Origin of the sequence: Pseudonocardia sp. HH130630-07, from assembly GCF_001698125.1 — a bacterium.
Taxonomy (GTDB): domain Bacteria; phylum Actinomycetota; class Actinomycetes; order Mycobacteriales; family Pseudonocardiaceae; genus Pseudonocardia.
The window spans coordinates 1,956,041-1,971,314 of sequence record NZ_CP013854.1 but is presented as its reverse complement, the minus strand read 5'-3'; the positions used below and the strand labels follow the sequence as shown (position 1 = coordinate 1,971,314).

Genomic DNA, 15,274 nt, shown 5'->3' with positions numbered 1-15,274 from the left:
CTCACCGCCGCAGGTAGGTGAGCACCCCGTCGGCGATCGCCGTCGCGTAGCGGTCCCGGCCCTGCGGGCTCGCGAGCAGGGCGGCGTCCTCGGCGTTGCGCATGTTGCCCGCCTCGACCAGGGCCGTCGGCACGGTCGAGGTGTTCAGCCCGGCGAGGTCGGGGCGACCGTTGAGGCCGTCCCGCCCGATGTAGCCGGCCGGGGCGAGACCGCTGGAGCGCAGGCCGTCCCGCAGCGTCGTCGCCAGCCGCAGCGACTCCGGGCCGGTGCCGTGCACTCCCGGATCGGCGTGGGCGACATGGAACCCCCGGGCCGCCGGCGCCGCGCCGTCGGCGTGCAGCGACACCGCGGCGGCCGCCCCGGCCCGGCCGCCGGCGGCACCGCGCTCGTCGACACAGGGGCCGACGCCGTCGTCGCTGTCGCGGGTGAGGACGACGCGCACCCCGGCCGACTCCAGCCGGGTCCGGACCCGCTGGGCGAGGTCCCAGGCGAACGCGTGCTCGGGGCTGCCGTCCGCGGCCTCGGTGCCGGTGGTGTTGCACGGCTTGGTCCCGCCGCGCCCGTCCGGGACCGGCCGGGCGATCTCGGCGGACGCCGCCCCGTTCCCGCCGTTGTGCCCGGGATCGAGCACGACGACCGGGGCCGGCTCCGGCGGGGCCGGGCGGGTGCTGGCGGCCTCGGCCACCGGCGGCGCGACCGTGGCGGGGGGCGCCGGGGCGGCGGCGGGCGTGCAACCGGCACAGAGCACCGTGGCGAGCAGGGCGGCCGGTACGGCGGTGACGGCGGAGCGGATCGGGGCGTGCACGGTGCGACAGCCTGACACGACTACCCTGGCCGTGGAGACGTCCGCACCGGTCGCGTCGCCGGGGCCACCCGGCCGCACGGAGCCGGGACCCGACAGCGAGGGGTACGCGTGCAACCCGGTCAGCCCGACATGCAGATGATCATGCAGCAGGCGCAGAAGATGCAGCAGCAGCTGCAGGAGGCCCAGGCGGAGCTCGCCGTCGCCGAGGTCACCGGCCAGGCCGGCAACGGTCTCGTCGAGGTCACCCTGACCGCGGGGCTGGAGCCCCGCTCGGTCCGGATCGACCCGAAGATCGTCGACCCGGACGACGTCGAGACCCTGCAGGACCTGGTCATCGGCGCGATGAGCGACGCGGTCGCCCGCGCGCAGGAGCTGCAGCAGCAGAAGATGGGGCCGCTGGCCGGCGGTCTCGACATGGGCGGCCTGGGCCTCCCGGGCGCCTGAGGTGTTCGAGGGACCGGTCCAGGACCTGATCGACGAGTTGGGCCGGCTCCCCGGGGTCGGGCCGAAGAGCGCGCAGCGGATCGCGTTCCACCTGCTCGCGGCGGATCCGGCCGACATCGCGCGGCTGCAGGAGGTCCTGCAGACGGTCAAGCAGGGCGTCGCGTTCTGCGAGGTCTGCGGCAACGTCTCGGCGGACACCCGCTGCCGGTACTGCGCCGACGCCCGCCGGAACCCGACGCTGGTCTGCGTGGTCGAGGAGCCCAAGGACGTGCTGGCCGTGGAGCGGACCCGCGAGTTCAAGGGCCGCTACCACGTGCTCGGCGGTGCGCTCGACCCGCTCGCCGGGATCGGGCCGGACACGCTGCGGATCCGCGAGCTGCTCGCCCGGCTCGGCGGGACCGGCCCGGCGCAGGACGAGACCGAGATCTCCGAGGTCATCATCGCCACCGACCCGAACACCGAGGGCGAGGCCACGGCGACCTACCTGGTCCGGCTGCTGCGGGACTTCCCGGGACTGACCGTCACCCGGCTCGCCTCCGGCCTGCCGATGGGTGGCGACCTGGAGTTCGCCGACGAGATGACCCTGGGCCGCGCGCTCGCCGGCCGCCGCGCGCTGTAGCCCGGACTCGGGCCCGCAGCCGCGAGCGTGCCGGTTCCGCGGGGCCGCGACCACCGGAGCGGGGCCCGCGACCACCGACCGGGCCCGGAAACGACGAACGGCCGGCCCCGTCCTGCGCGGACGTGGACCGGCCACCCGGCGTAGCAACCCCCCGCTACTGCGCCGAACCTCTCTCTCGGGGCTCTCGGGCCCGGGTTCCCGCTCCTTCCACCGATCTCAGTCGGTGTCCTCGTCGCCCCACGCATCCACCTCGTGGTGACCGCCGTGCAGCTGGCGCTGCCTGCGCTCCCACGACCTCCGCCGTTCGGCGGCGATCCGGCGCCAGGCCCCGCTCTGCCGGGACTCCGTCACGCCGATGACGGTCGCGGTGACGACGATGACCGCCAGCCCGGAGAGGACCAGCGCCACCAGGGCGATCACGGGTACCACCGCCCCGTGCGGGCCCCCTCACGCTTGCCGGCGTGCGGCCTCTGTGTCGTGCGGATCATCTGGTTCACCTCGGTTCTTCTCGTTGGTCGTCGTGGTTCCCCCGTACGCGGCGGGCGGTGTGCTGCCCGTCACGATCGGGTACCTCAAGAGTGCCGGATCGGGGCCTGTTGTGCAATTGCAGAACCGGTGAAACTTGCACGGACGGCGAGATTGCACGCACGGTGTGATTGCATGGAGGGCGCACGACCTGGGTGGGGGGAGACGGCGGTGGAGCAGGAACCGGTCGGGGCCCGGCGCCGTCTCGGCGCGGAGCTGCGGCGGTTGCGCGGGAAGGCGGGCCTCAAGCTGGAGGACGTCGCCCGGGCGCTGGCCTGCTCGACGTCCAAGATCAGCCGCCTCGAGAACGGGAAGGGGATCCCGCGCCGCGCCGACGTCGACGGCCTGCTCGACCTCTACGGCGGGGTGGCCGACGTCGAGGCCGAGATGCTCCGCAGGCTGGTGACCCAGAGCCGTACCCGGGGCTGGTGGGAGCCGTTCACCGAGGGACTGAGCACCGACCGCTACGCGCTGCCCGCCCCCGGCCGCTACGCCGCGGTGGAGACCGACGCGACCGGCGTCGACGGGTTCGACCTGTCGGTGCTGCACGGCCTGCTGCAGACCCGGGCCTACGCGCGGGCGGTGCTGCGCGCCCGGCTGCCCCGCCACGACGGGTGGGAGATCGACCAGCTCGTCCACCTGCGCCGCCGCCGGCACGAGGCGCTCGTGGCCGATCCGCCGCTGCGGCTCCGCTCGGTGATCGACGAGGGTGTGCTCGCCCGGGTCACCGGCAGCCGCCAGGTGATGGTCGAGCAGCTGGACCATCTGCTGGAGCTGTCCGAGCTGCCGAACGTCGAGCTGCGGGTGCTGCCGTTCTCCGCCGGGGTCCAGCGGGCGCACGCCGGGCGGTTCGCGGTGCTGGAGATCCCGGACGAGCTCGGCCCCGACGTCGTGCACACGGAGGGTCACGCCGGCGAGACGTTCCTGGACGCGGCCCGGGATCTCGACACCTACCGGCGGGTGCTCGCCGACGTCCGCGCCGACGCCCTGGACCCGGCCACGAGCAGGCAGGTCGTGGCCCAGTGGCGGGACCGGCACCGCTCCGCCGGTCGACCGCTCATGATCGACCAGATGTCACATGATCGGTACGCACGTCCCAATTCGTAGCCCTTTCGTGATGTACAGGTCTACCGGCAGGTAACTCTTCGCTATAGGTTTTCCATCCACCGGGTGTCGCCGCGCTCACATCGAGGCGCCACGTACCGGCAACCGAGTGGGGGACTGATGCAAGCGAAACGGTGGGCCACGGCGATCACCGCTGGACTGCTGGCGCTGACCATGACGGCGTGTGCGGCCTCCGATCGGGGCTCCGGCGGCGAGGACGGCGCGACCGGCGGGACGTTCGTCTTCGGAGCGGCCGGTGCGCCGAAGAACTTCGACCCGACGTTCAACGACGACGGCGAGAGCTTCCGGCCGGCGCGCCAGATGTTCGACACGCTGATCACCTACAAGCAGGGCACCACCGAGCTGGAGCCCGGTCTCGCCACCGCCTGGGAGTCCTCGCCGGACGGCAAGACCTGGACGTTCACCCTGCGCGACGGCGTGAAGTTCCACGACGGCACGGCGCTCGACGCGGCCGCCGTCTGCGCGAACTTCGACCGGTGGTTCCAGATGAAGGGCGCCGCCGCCCAGAGCCAGATGATCTACTACGGCGACGTCTTCGAGGGCTTCGCGCAGAACGAGGGCGACGCCTCCGGCGACCCGGTCTACAAGTCCTGCACCGCGCAGGACCCGACCACCGCCGTGCTGAACCTGAACAAGTTCAAGGGCGCCTTCCCGGCCGCGTTCGGCCTGACCTCGTTCTCGATCTCCAGCCCGGCCGCGCTCGAGCAGTACGACGCCGACGCCGTGACCCAGAGCGGGGACTCCTTCACCTACCCCGCCTACGCCACCGAGCACCCCACCGGCACCGGGCCGTTCCGCTTCGAGAGCTTCGACAAGGCGAACGGCACCATCACCCTCGCCCGCAACGACGACTACTGGGGCGAGAAGGCCAAGGTCGACAAGCTGATCTTCAAGATCATCCCGGACGAGAACGCCCGCAAGCAGGAGCTGGCCGCCGGCACCATCGACGGCTACGACTACCCGAGCCCGGCGGACTACGGGACGTTGAAGGAGCAGGGCAACCAGGTCCTGATCCGGGACCCGTTCTCGATCCTCTACGTCGGCTTCAACACCAAGAACAACCCGGCCCTGCGCGACCTCAAGGTCCGCCAGGCGATCGCGCACGCGATCGACCGGGAGTCGCTGGTGCGCACCAAGATGCCGGAGGGCTCGGCCGTCGCGCAGGAGTTCGTGCCGCCGACCGTCGCGGGCTACGCCCAGCAGGTCACCCAGTACCCGTACGACCCGGCGAAGGCCAAGCAGCTGCTCGCCGAGGCCGGTCAGCCGAACCTGACGCTGAACTTCTACTACCCGACCGAGGTCACCCGGCCCTACATGCCGAACCCGTCCGACCTGTTCTCCGCGATGGCGGCGAACCTGGAGGCCGTCGGCATCACGGTCAACCCGGTCGCGCGGCCGTGGAACGGCGGCTACAAGGACGACGTCCAGAAGGCAGGCAAGCACGACCTGCACATGCTGGGCTGGACCGGCGACTACAACGACGCCGGCAACTTCGTCGGCACGTTCTTCGGCCGGGAGAAGGCCGAGTTCGGCCCGCAGAACCCGGCGATGTTCGACGAGCTGGCCAAGGCCGACGCGATCCCGGACCCGGCCGGGCACGCCGCGGCGTACGAGAAGGCCAACGCCGACATCATGTCGACGTACCTGCCGGCGGTGCCGATCCTCACCACCGGTCCGGCGATCGTCGTCAAGGACAACGTCCAGGGCGTCATCCCGAGCCCGCTCACCGACGAGCGGTTCTACACCGTCAGCAAGAACTGATCCGTTCGCACGCACCGGGCGCCGTGGTGATCCCGCGGCGCCCGGTGACGGCCTCCCCACCACAGAGGACCTCACACGCATGCTGCGCTACGTCGCGCGCCGCCTGCTCCAGGTGATCCCGACGTTGCTGATCCTCTCCGTGCTGTTGTTCGCCTGGCTGCGCTCGCTGCCCGGCGGACCGGCCGGAGCACTGCTCGGCGACAAGGCCACCCCGGAGTCGATCGCGGCGCTCAACCGCACGCTCGGCCTGGACCAGCCGGTCTGGATCCAGTACCTGCGCTACCTGGGCCGGGCGGTCACCGGTGACTTCGGCGCCTCCCTGGTCAGCGGGGACCCGGTGCTCTCCGAGCTCGGCCGGGCCCTGCCGGCCACCATCGAGCTGGCGGTCTCGGCGCTGCTGCTCGCGATCCTGGCCGGCATCCCGCTCGGCTACGTCGCGGCCCGCTACCGCGCCCGGCCGTGGGACAACATCACGATCCTCGGGACGCTCGTCGGCGTCGCCGTCCCGGTGTTCTTCCTGGGCTACATCCTCAAGCAGCTCTTCGCCGTCGAGTTCGGGCTGCTCCCGCCGTCCGGGCGGCAGGCGATCGGCATCGACGCCACCTCCGTCACCGGCTTCGCGATCCTCGACGGGTTCCTCACCCGCGAGTTCGACGCGAGCTGGGACGCGATCGTGCACCTCGTGCTCCCCGCGGTGACGCTCGCGACGATCCCGCTGGCCGTGATCGTGCGGATCACCCGGGCGTCGGTGCTCGACGTGCTGGAGTCCGACTTCGTCCGTACCGCCAACGCCAAGGGCCTCGCGCCCGGCACGGTCCGCGGGCGGCACGTCCTGCGCAACGCGCTGCTGCCGGTGTCGACGACGATCGGCCTGCAGACCGGTCTGCTCCTCGCCGGGGCGGTGCTCACCGAGAAGGTCTTCAACTGGGGCGGGATCGGCACCCTCATCGCCGAGGGCATCGAACGCCGCGACTACCCGCGGCTGCAGGCGGTCGTCCTGCTCGGTGCGCTGATCTACGTGCTGGTCAACCTGCTCGTCGACCTGTCCTACGCGATCATCGACCCGAGGGTGAGGCTCCGGTGAGCGCGGTCTCGCAGTACTCCCGCCGCCGCCGGGACAAGATCGACGAGACGGCCGGCCGGAGCCTGACCGCGGACGCGCTGATCCGGCTCCGCCGCAGCCCCACCGCGATCGTCGGCGCCGTGCTCGTCGGGTTGTTCGTGCTGATCTCGGTGTTCGCGCCGCTGATCGCCCCGCACGACCCGGCCCAGGCGTTCCCCGAGCTGCTCGACGGGCTCCGGCCCGGCACGATCCCCGGCCCGCAGGACGGGTTCCCGCTCGGCTCGGACCAGAACGGCCGCGACGAGTTCTCCCGGCTGGTGCTGGCGTCCCGGCAGACCTTGCTGGTCGGCGTACTGGCGACGCTGCTCGGGCTGTCGGTCGGGGTGCTGATCGGCGCGGTCGCCGGAGCGCTCGGCGGCTGGGTGGACACCGTGCTCATGCGGGTCACCGACGTGCTGCTGTCGATCCCGTCGCTGCTGCTGGCCATCTCGATCGCCGCGCTCGCCGCCCGGCCCAGCCAGGGCACGGTGATCGTCGCGGTCGCGCTGGTCAACGTGCCGATCTTCGCCCGGCTGCTGCGCGGGTCGATGCTCGCCCAGCGCGAGTCCGACCACGTGCTCGCCGCGACCGCGCTCGGCGTCCGGCGCCGGGCGATCGTGCTGCGGCACATGATCCCGAACGCGGTCGGGCCGGTGATCGTGCAGGCCACGCTGACCCTGGCCACCGCGATCCTGGACGCCGCCGCGCTGTCCTTCCTCGGGCTCGGCGACGCCGACCCGGCCCGCGCGGAGTGGGGCCTGATGCTCGCGTCCGCCCAGCCGTTCCTCGACGTCCGCCCGGCGCTGGCGTTCTACCCGGCGATCGCGATCATCGTGGTCGCGCTCGGGTTCACGCTGCTCGGCGAGTCGCTGCGCGAGGCACTCGACCCGAAGGGGCGCCGATGACGCCGCTGCTGTCCGTGGAGGACCTCTCGGTCCGGTTCGTGCGCAAGGGCGAGCCGGCGGTGACCGCGGTCGACGGGGTGTCGTTCGACGTGAACCCCGGCGAGGTCGTCGGCCTGGTCGGCGAGTCCGGCTGCGGCAAGTCGGTCACCTCGCTGGCGATCATGGGGCTGCTGCCCGGCCGTACCCCGCGGGTGTCGGGGAAGGTGCTGCTCGACGCCCCGGACACCGCCGAGCCGGTCGACCTGCTCACGCTGTCCGACGCCGAGCTGCGTGCCCGGCGCGGCCGCGACATCGGGATGGTGTTCCAGGACCCGCTGTCCTCGCTGAACCCGGTGGTGCAGGTCGGGGTCCAGATCACCGAGGCCCTGGTCCGGCACCGCGGGATGGGCAAGGCCGAGGCCCGTACCGAGGCGGTCGAGCTGCTGGACCGGGTGGGCATCCCGGACCCGGCCCGGCGGTTGTCGTCCTACCCGCACCAGATGTCCGGCGGCATGCGCCAGCGCGCGCTGATCGCGATCGCGCTGGCCTGCCGGCCGCGGCTGCTCATCGCCGACGAACCCACCACCGCGCTGGACGTCACCATCCAGGCGCAGATCCTGGAGCTGCTGCGGGAACTCGTCGCGGAGACGGGAACCGCGCTGGTGATGATCACGCACGACCTCGGTGTCGTCGCCGGGCTGTGCGACCGCGTCAACGTCCTCTACGGGGGACGGGTGGTGGAACGGGCGGAGCGGCACGCGCTGTTCGCCCGCCCGCGGCACCCGTACACGTCGGGACTGATCGGTTCGATCCCCCGGCTGGACTCCGACCCGGCCGACGAGCTGCCCGCCATCAGCGGGTCGGTGGCCGACAACCTCCCGTGGGACGACGCCTGTGCGTTCGCCCCGCGCTGCCCGCGTGCCCTGGAGCGGTGCACGTCCACGACACCGGTGGCCGAGTCGGAACCCGACCGGCTGCTCCGGTGCCACAACCCGGTGGGAGCCCGGCGATGAGCCCGCTGCTGGAGGTCGACGGCCTCGAGGTCCACTTCCCGATCACCCGCGGCGTCGTCGTGCAGCGCACGATCGGGCACGTCCGCGCGGTCGACGGCGTCGCGCTGCGGATCGAGCGCGGCGAGACCTACGGGCTGGTCGGTGAGTCCGGGTGCGGGAAGTCCACCCTCGGCCGGGCGATCCTGAAGCTCACCGAGCCCACCGCGGGCTCGGTGACGTTCGACGGGACCGACGTCGCGACGCTGAAGGGCGAGCCGCTGCGCCGGATGCGGCAGCGGTTCCAGATGGTGTTCCAGGACCCGCTGTCCAGCCTGGATCCGCGGCAGTCGGTCGGGGCGATGCTGCGCGAGGGCATGGCGGCGCACGGGCTGGCGCCCGATCCGGAACGGCTGCGCGGGCTGATGAGCGCGGTCGGGCTGCCCGAGTCGGCGCTGCGCCGGTACCCGCACGAGTTCTCCGGCGGGCAGCGCCAGCGGATCGGGATCGCCAGGGCGCTGTGCGTGGAGCCGGACCTGATCGTCGCCGACGAGCCGGTCTCCGCGCTGGACGTCTCGGTCCAGGCCCAGGTGCTGAACCTGCTGCGCGCGCTGCAGAAGGAGCTGGGCCTGACCTATCTGGTGATCGCGCACGACCTCGCCGTGGTCCGGCACGTGTCGGACCGGGTAGGCGTGATGTACCTGGGCTCGATCGTCGAGGAGGCGCCGGCCCGCGCGCTGTACGACCAGCCGCTGCACCCGTACACCAGGGCGCTGCTGTCGGCGGTGCCGCAGCCGGACCCGACCGCGGAGGACACCCGCGAGCGGATCCTGCTCACCGGGGACCTGCCGTCGCCGGCCGCGCCGCCGTCGGGGTGCCGGTTCCACACCCGCTGCCCCTGGCGCCAGGCCGACCGCTGCGACACCGAGCGGCCGGAACTGCGGGAGATCGGCGCCGGGCACCGGGTGGCCTGTCACCACGCCGAGGCGATCCTGGACGGCCGGATCACGCCGCACGAGGTGACCCCGGAGGAGATCGTCACGGCTCCCGACCCGGGCCCGGACCTCCCCGACCCCACCATCTCGATCACCGACGCGATGGGCCGCTGACGTCGCCCTCGCCCTCGGGGGCCGCCCCGGCTGCACTCATGGAGCTAAAGCCTCGTGTCACGAGGCCGAAGCTCCATGAGTGCGGCTGCCGGGGGTGCCGCCCACCCCGCGCCCGTTGCACTCATGGAGCAAGAGCCCGGTGTCACGAGGCTTTGGCTCCATGAGTGGAACCGGGGGCGGGGGAGGGGGCGGGTCAGCGCAGGGCGCGGTTCACGGCGCTCACGACGGCCTTGAGGCTGGCGCTGGTGATCGAGCTGTCGATCCCCACGCCCCAGAACACCTTCTCCTCGACGGCGCACTCGACGTAGGCGGCGGCGCGGGCGTCGTCCCCACCGCCCATGGCGTGCTCGTGGTAGTCCAGCACCCGGACGTCGAACCCGATCCCGGCCAGCGCGTCGACGAACGCGGCGATCGGCCCGTTGCCCGAGCCGGTGATCTCGTGCAGGTCGGACTCCACCCGGACGGTCGCGACGATCTCGTCGCGCCCCTCCCCGTCGCTGCTCACGCGGTGCCGGACCAGCTTGAGCGGGGTCTCCCGGCCCAGGTACTCCAGGTCGAACGCGTCGCGCATCGCCTTCGGCTCGACCTCGCCGCCCTCGGAGTCGGTGTAGGCCTGGATGACGTGGCTGAACTCGATCTGCAGCCGCCGCGGCAGGTCCATCTGGTGCTCGGTCTTCATCACGTAGGCGATGCCGCCCTTGCCGGACTGCGAGTTCACCCGGATGACGGCCTCGTAGGTGCGGCCGATGTCCTTCGGGTCGACCGGCAGGTACGGCACCTCCCACGGGTGCTCGGAGACCGGGTGCCCGGCGTCGGCGGCCGCGGCCTCCATCGCGGCGAAGCCCTTGTTGATCGCGTCCTGGTGCGACCCGGAGAACGCCGTGTAGACCAGGTCACCGCCCCACGGGTGCCGCTCGTGCACCGGCAGCTGGTTGCAGTACTCGACGGTGCGGCGGACCTCGTCGATGTCGGACAGGTCGATCTGCGGGTCGATGCCCTGGGTGAACAGGTTCATCCCCAGCGCGATCAGGTCGACGTTGCCGGTGCGCTCCCCGTTGCCGAACAGGCAGCCCTCGATCCGGTCGGCGCCGGCCTGGTAGCCGAGCTCGGCGGCGGCGATGCCGGTGCCGCGGTCGTTGTGCGGGTGCAGCGACAGCACCAGCGCGTCCCGGCGGTCCAGGTTCCGGTGCATCCACTCGATGGAGTCGGCGTAGACGTTCGGGGTCGCCATCTCCACCGTCGCCGGCAGGTTGACGATCATCGGCCGGTCCGGCGTCGGCTGCCAGATCGCGGAGACCTGGTTGCAGACGTCCACGGCGTAGGCCAGCTCGGTGCCGGTGTAGGACTCGGGGGAGTACTGGAACGTCCAGTCGGTGTCCGGGTACTTCTCGGAGAACCGCTGGACCTCCTCGGCGCCGTCGGTCGCGATCTTGGCGATGCCCGCGCGGTCGGACCGGAACACCACCCGGCGCTGCAGGATCGACGTCGAGTTGTAGAGGTGCACGACGGCCGAGTGCGCGCCCTCGCAGGCGGCGAAGGTCCGCTCGATCAGCTCCGGCCGGGCCTGGGTCAGGACCTGGATCTGCACGTCGTCGGGGATCGCGTCGTCGTCGATGATCTCGCGGACGAAGTCGAAGTCGGTCTGTGACGCGGCCGGGAACCCGACCTCGATCTGCTTGTAGCCCATCCGTACCAGCAGGTCGAACATCCGGCGCTTGCGCACCGGGCTCATCGGGTCGATCAGGGCCTGGTTGCCGTCGCGCAGGTCCACCGCGCACCAGAGCGGCGCCCGGTCGACGACGACGTCCGGCCAGGTCCGGTCCGGCAGCGACACCGGCTCGACCTGCTCGTGGAACGGCCGGTAGCGGTGGAACGGCAGCTGCGAGCCGCGCTGGCGGTTCCAGGCCGGCTGGGCGGCGTGCGGGGCACCGTCCGGGGTGCGGACGTTGCTGCGGGCGCCGGTGGAGTAGGCGTCGGGGGAGGTGGTCACTGCGGTGCTCCTGTGCTGGGTATCGGTCGATGCGACCGGCGAGCACACGAAACCCCGCGACGAGGGGCCGGTCGGTCAGACCCCGCCGCGGCGGCGAAGGAGCAGGCGCGCCATGACCCCACCGTAGACCCGGCACCCCGTCGTCCGGCAACCCCGGTGCACCGGACGGGCGGTCGCGGGCGCAACGAAGTGATCACAACCCGGCGGCCGGCCCCTCGTTGGACCGGCAGCGAGGGCGCCGCGGGTGGACCATGGCGTTCGTCACGATGTGGAGGGTGTTCGATGGCGGCAACCGTGGGGACGACCGTTCGGCAGGGGATCGGGATCATCGCGACGATCGTGCGGATCGTCGGTCTGGTGATCGTGGCGATCCTGGTCGGGCACATCGTGCTGACCCTGCTCGACGCGAATCCGCAGAACTTCCTGACGGAGTTCGTCGCGAGCTGGGCCGCGCAGCTCAACCTCGGTCTGGGTGACCTGTTCACCCCCGAGCAGCCGAAGATGGCGGTGACCCTCAACTACGGCGTCGCGGCGATCCTCTGGCTGGTGGTGACGGCCGTCGTCGTCCGGCTGCTGCGCCGGGTCTGATCACCGGCCCGGGAGCCGGGCGAGGTCGCGGCGCGGGGCGGACGTGGCCGGGTCCAGCCGGATGCGGTGCGCGCCGCAGTGGCACCGCAGGTAGGTGACGACGCCGTCGGACGTGCGGTGCGACGACTCCGGCCGCCACCGGTGGTCGAGGGGTGCGCTCATGCCGTCGACCCTGCTGTAATGACTTCATGCACATCAACCCTTACGGCCAGGATCCGGTGCTGCTGGCGGTGGACCTGGTGAACGCCCGGCCGTCGACGCTCGACGAGCTGGTGGCGCGGTGTGTGCGGGCCGGGCTCGTGCACGACTGGGAGCCGGTGCCCGAGGACCTCACCGCGGTGCTGGCGTTCCTGGACCGCTGGGCGGCGCTCGTCGACGCCGGTCCCGGCGCCGAACGCGCCCGGCTGGTCAACGCGTTGCTCGCCGAGGGGACCGGCCCGCCGCGGCTGACCGACCACGACGGGCACTGGCACCTGCACCACCGTGACGACGGCATCGGCCTCGCCGCCGTGCTGCACGCGCTCGTCGCCATGGGTACCGCGACCCACGTGGCGACGCGGGGGATGGACCGGCTCGGCCGGTGCGCGGCGCCGGAGTGCGACCGGGTGTACGCCGATGTGTCCCGTACCGGGAGGCAGCGCTACTGCAGTGCACGGTGCGGCAACACCGACGCGGTGCGCCGGCACCGGGCGCGTGCGGCGGTGTGAGAGTGCCCGTGCGTGGAGTCGCTGGTGACCGGCCCGGCCGGTGGCCGCGGATCGCTCCCTCCGCGCGCGTTACCCGATCGCACCGCGCGGGGTCCCGCTCGTGTGGCTTCGGTCATCGAGGCCGGGTCAGATCCTGAAATCGGGTGCCCCGCGCCGGTAGTGTGCCGTTCCGACCTGCCGCGGAACACCATCCGTACGTTGCGCGGTCGAAGAGCGAGACCACCCGACGGCTCCAGGTACGGGGCCGGGACAGGAGGCCGGCGTGGCCCTCGTCGTGCAGAAGTACGGCGGTTCATCGGTCGAGAACGCGGAGCGCATCAAGAAGGTCGCCGAGCGTATCGTCCGGACCCGCAAGGAGGGGCACGACGTCGTCGTCGTCGTCTCGGCCATGGGGGACACGACCGACGAGCTGACCGATCTGGCCGAGCAGATCTCGCCGCGGCCCCCGGCCCGCGAGATGGACATGCTCCTCACCGCCGGTGAGCGGATCTCGAACGCGCTGGTCGCGATGGCGATCCACTCGCTCGGGGCGGAGGCGCGGTCGTTCACCGGATCGCAGGCCGGCATGCTCACGACGTCGAGGCACGGCGACGCGCGGATCACCGACGTCAACCCGTACCGGCTGCGCGAGGCCCTCGACGAGGGGTACATCGTCCTCGTCGCCGGCTTCCAGGGGATGAGCGCGGACTCCAAGGACATCACCACGCTGGGCCGGGGCGGGTCGGACACGACCGCCGTCGCGCTCGCGGCGGCGCTGGACGCGGACGTCTGCGAGATCTACTCCGACGTCGACGGCATCTACTCCGCCGACCCCCGGATCGTCCCGCGGGCCAGCCTGCTGGAGACCGTCACCTACGAGGAGATGCTGGAGCTGGCCGCGTCCGGCGCGAAGGTGCTGCACCTGCGCGCCGTCGAGTACGCCCGCCGCTACGGCGTCCCGCTGCGGGTGCGCAGTTCGTACAACGACAAGCCGGGCACGCTGGTCTCCGGCTCGATCGAGGAGATCCCGTTGGAGAATCCGATCATCACCGGCGTCGCGCACGACCGGTCCGAGGGCAAGATCACCGTCACCGGCGTGCCGGACACCCCCGGCATGGCCGCGAAGATCTTCCGCACGGTCGCCGACGCGGAGATCAACATCGACATGGTCCTGCAGAACATCTCCAACTCCGCGGACGGCAAGACCGACATCACCTTCACGCTGCCGCGCAGCGACGGTGACACCGCGGTGTCCGCGCTGGACCGGGCCAAGGCCGAGATCGGCTTCGCCGAGCTGATCTACGACAACGACATCGGCAAGGTGTCGCTGGTCGGCGCCGGTATGCGCAACCACCCCGGCGTCACCGCGAAGTTCTGCGAGTCGCTGTCCGACGCCGGGATCAACATCGAGATCATGAACACCTCGGAGATCCGGATCTCGGTGGTGTGCCGGTCCGACCAGCTGGACGTCGCGGTGCAGGCCCTGCACGAGGCGTTCGACCTGGGCGCCGAGGACGACGCGGTGGTCGCCGCGGGAACGGGCCGGTGAACGACGTGAGCCTCAACGACAAGCCGGTGCTCGCGCTGGTCGGCGCGACCGGAGCCGTCGGCACCACCATGATCGAGATCATCGACTCCCGGGAGTCGGTGCCGTGGGGCGAGATCCGCCTGATCGCCTCCGCCCGCAGCGCCGGCAAGGTGCTGACGGTGCGCGGCGAGGACATCACCGTCCTGGAGCTCAAGCCCGAGGTCTTCGACGGCGTCGACATCGCCATGTTCGACGTCCCGGACGAGGTCAGCGCCGAGTGGGCCCCGATCGCGGCGGCCCGCGGCGCGGTCGCGGTGGACAACTCCGGCGCCTTCCGGATGGACCCGGACGTGCCGCTGGTCGTCCCCGAGGTCAACCCGGACAAGGTGACCGAGCGCCCCAAGGGCATCATCGCCAACCCGAACTGCACGACGCTGTCGATGATGGCGGCGATGGGTGCGCTGCACCGCGAGTTCGGTCTGGAGGCGCTGGTCGTGTCGTCGTACCAGGCCGCGTCCGGCGCCGGTCAGCCCGGCATCGACCAGCTGCAGGCCGAGATCTCGGCGGTCGCCGGCAAGGACGTCGGCAAGGCCGCGGGCGACGTCTCGGCGGTACTGACCGAGGCCGGGATCCCGGTCGGCGACGGCTCGCCGTTCCCGGCCCCGCTGGCGCTCAATGTCGTGCCGTGGGCCGGTTCCCTGAAGGACGACGGCTGGTCCTCGGAGGAGCTGAAGGTCCGCAACGAGTCCCGCAAGATCCTCGGGATCCCGGAGCTGAAGGTCTCCGCGACCTGCGTCCGGGTCCCGGTGGTCACCACGCACGCGCTGTCGATCCACGCCACGTTCTCCCGGGACGTGCCGGTCGAGGCGGCCCGCAAGGTGCTCGCGGACCAGCCGACCACCGTCGTGAAGGACGACCCGGCCGCCGGTGAGTGGCCGACCCCGGCCGACGCGGTGGGTGGCGACCCGACGGTCGTGGGCCGGATCCGGCAGGCGCTGGACTTCCCGAACACCCTGGAGCTGTTCGTCTGCGGTGACAACCTGCGCAAGGGTGCCGCGCTGAACACCTACGAGGTCGCGGAGACGGTCGCCGCAGCAGGCTGATCCGCTCCTCCCGAAG

Annotated in this window: 16 protein-coding genes; 12 read left to right on the top strand and 4 right to left on the bottom strand. The window is 72.1% G+C overall.

All coding sequences use genetic code 11. The annotated features are described in order from the left end of the window. Window position 1 precedes the first annotated feature (1 nt). The gene (locus tag AFB00_RS09495; RefSeq protein ID WP_068796927.1) at window positions 2–805 is read right to left on the bottom strand and encodes an N-acetylmuramoyl-L-alanine amidase; all 804 of its coding nucleotides are present in this window, start codon (window positions 803–805) and stop codon (window positions 2–4) included. Between the two features lie 129 nt (window positions 806–934). Here AFB00_RS09495 and AFB00_RS09490 point away from each other — a divergent pair, with 129 nt between their 5' ends. After that, on the top strand, window positions 935–1,249 hold the full coding sequence (locus AFB00_RS09490) for a YbaB/EbfC family nucleoid-associated protein (RefSeq protein WP_068796926.1): 315 nt from the start codon (window positions 935–937) through the stop codon (window positions 1,247–1,249). 1 nt (window position 1,250) lies between these two features. Beyond that, a complete protein-coding gene (gene recR / locus AFB00_RS09485) occupies window positions 1,251–1,868 on the top strand; it encodes a recombination mediator RecR (protein WP_068796925.1) in 618 nt (205 codons plus the stop codon). A 216-nt stretch (window positions 1,869–2,084) separates the two neighbouring features. Here the strand turns inward: recR and AFB00_RS09480 are convergent, their stop codons facing one another. After that, the gene (locus tag AFB00_RS09480) at window positions 2,085–2,288 is read right to left on the bottom strand and encodes a hypothetical protein (RefSeq protein ID WP_068796924.1); all 204 of its coding nucleotides are present in this window, start codon (window positions 2,286–2,288) and stop codon (window positions 2,085–2,087) included. Between the two features lie 276 nt (window positions 2,289–2,564). Here AFB00_RS09480 and AFB00_RS09475 point away from each other — a divergent pair, with 276 nt between their 5' ends. From AFB00_RS09475 to AFB00_RS09450, 6 genes are all read left to right on the top strand, one after another. Continuing rightward, window positions 2,565–3,500, top strand: coding sequence for a helix-turn-helix domain-containing protein (locus AFB00_RS09475; protein WP_068796923.1), 936 nt, complete (start codon window positions 2,565–2,567; stop codon window positions 3,498–3,500). 117 nt (window positions 3,501–3,617) lie between these two features. Beyond that, window positions 3,618–5,279 carry an ABC transporter substrate-binding protein gene (locus AFB00_RS09470; protein WP_068796922.1) on the top strand — a complete coding sequence of 554 codons (1,662 nt, stop codon included), beginning with the start codon at window positions 3,618–3,620 and terminating at the stop codon, window positions 5,277–5,279. Between the two features lie 79 nt (window positions 5,280–5,358). After that, the gene (locus tag AFB00_RS09465) at window positions 5,359–6,363 is read left to right on the top strand and encodes an ABC transporter permease (protein ID WP_068796921.1); all 1,005 of its coding nucleotides are present in this window, start codon (window positions 5,359–5,361) and stop codon (window positions 6,361–6,363) included. Further along, entirely contained in the window at window positions 6,360–7,286 is a 927-nt protein-coding gene (locus AFB00_RS09460) for an ABC transporter permease (RefSeq protein WP_068796920.1), read from the top strand. The genes AFB00_RS09465 and AFB00_RS09460 overlap by 4 nt, the downstream gene beginning before the upstream one ends. Beyond that, complete coding sequence (locus AFB00_RS09455) at window positions 7,283–8,278, top strand: ABC transporter ATP-binding protein (RefSeq protein ID WP_068796919.1); 996 nt, start codon at window positions 7,283–7,285, stop codon at window positions 8,276–8,278. Before AFB00_RS09460 ends, AFB00_RS09455 begins: the two co-directional genes overlap by 4 nt. Then, the gene (locus tag AFB00_RS09450) at window positions 8,275–9,363 is read left to right on the top strand and encodes an ABC transporter ATP-binding protein (protein ID WP_068796918.1); all 1,089 of its coding nucleotides are present in this window, start codon (window positions 8,275–8,277) and stop codon (window positions 9,361–9,363) included. The genes AFB00_RS09455 and AFB00_RS09450 overlap by 4 nt, the downstream gene beginning before the upstream one ends. A gap of 193 nt (window positions 9,364–9,556) precedes the next feature. Here the strand turns inward: AFB00_RS09450 and leuA are convergent, their stop codons facing one another. Next, window positions 9,557–11,353: a 2-isopropylmalate synthase gene (gene leuA / locus AFB00_RS09445; RefSeq protein WP_068796917.1), complete on the bottom strand. Its 1,797-nt coding sequence runs from the start codon at window positions 11,351–11,353 to the stop codon at window positions 9,557–9,559. Between the two features lie 282 nt (window positions 11,354–11,635). Here leuA and AFB00_RS09440 point away from each other — a divergent pair, with 282 nt between their 5' ends. Further along, window positions 11,636–11,941, top strand: coding sequence for a hypothetical protein (locus tag AFB00_RS09440; protein ID WP_231974295.1), 306 nt, complete (start codon window positions 11,636–11,638; stop codon window positions 11,939–11,941). On the opposite strand, the gene AFB00_RS33935 is transcribed toward AFB00_RS09440, so the two are convergent. Next, complete coding sequence (locus AFB00_RS33935) at window positions 11,942–12,103, bottom strand: hypothetical protein (protein ID WP_197519805.1); 162 nt, start codon at window positions 12,101–12,103, stop codon at window positions 11,942–11,944. A gap of 26 nt (window positions 12,104–12,129) precedes the next feature. Here AFB00_RS33935 and AFB00_RS09435 point away from each other — a divergent pair, with 26 nt between their 5' ends. From AFB00_RS09435 to AFB00_RS09425, 3 genes are all read left to right on the top strand, one after another. Beyond that, window positions 12,130–12,648, top strand: a complete 519-nt coding sequence (locus AFB00_RS09435; protein ID WP_068796915.1) for a CGNR zinc finger domain-containing protein — start codon at window positions 12,130–12,132, stop codon at window positions 12,646–12,648. Between the two features lie 262 nt (window positions 12,649–12,910). Next, window positions 12,911–14,176 (top strand): aspartate kinase, encoded by a 1,266-nt coding sequence (locus AFB00_RS09430; protein ID WP_068796914.1) that lies wholly within the window; start codon window positions 12,911–12,913, stop codon window positions 14,174–14,176. Window positions 14,177–14,244: 68 nt separating this feature from the next. Next, window positions 14,245–15,258, top strand: a complete 1,014-nt coding sequence (locus AFB00_RS09425) for an aspartate-semialdehyde dehydrogenase (protein ID WP_231974421.1) — start codon at window positions 14,245–14,247, stop codon at window positions 15,256–15,258. The last annotated feature ends 16 nt before the right edge of the window (window positions 15,259–15,274 follow it).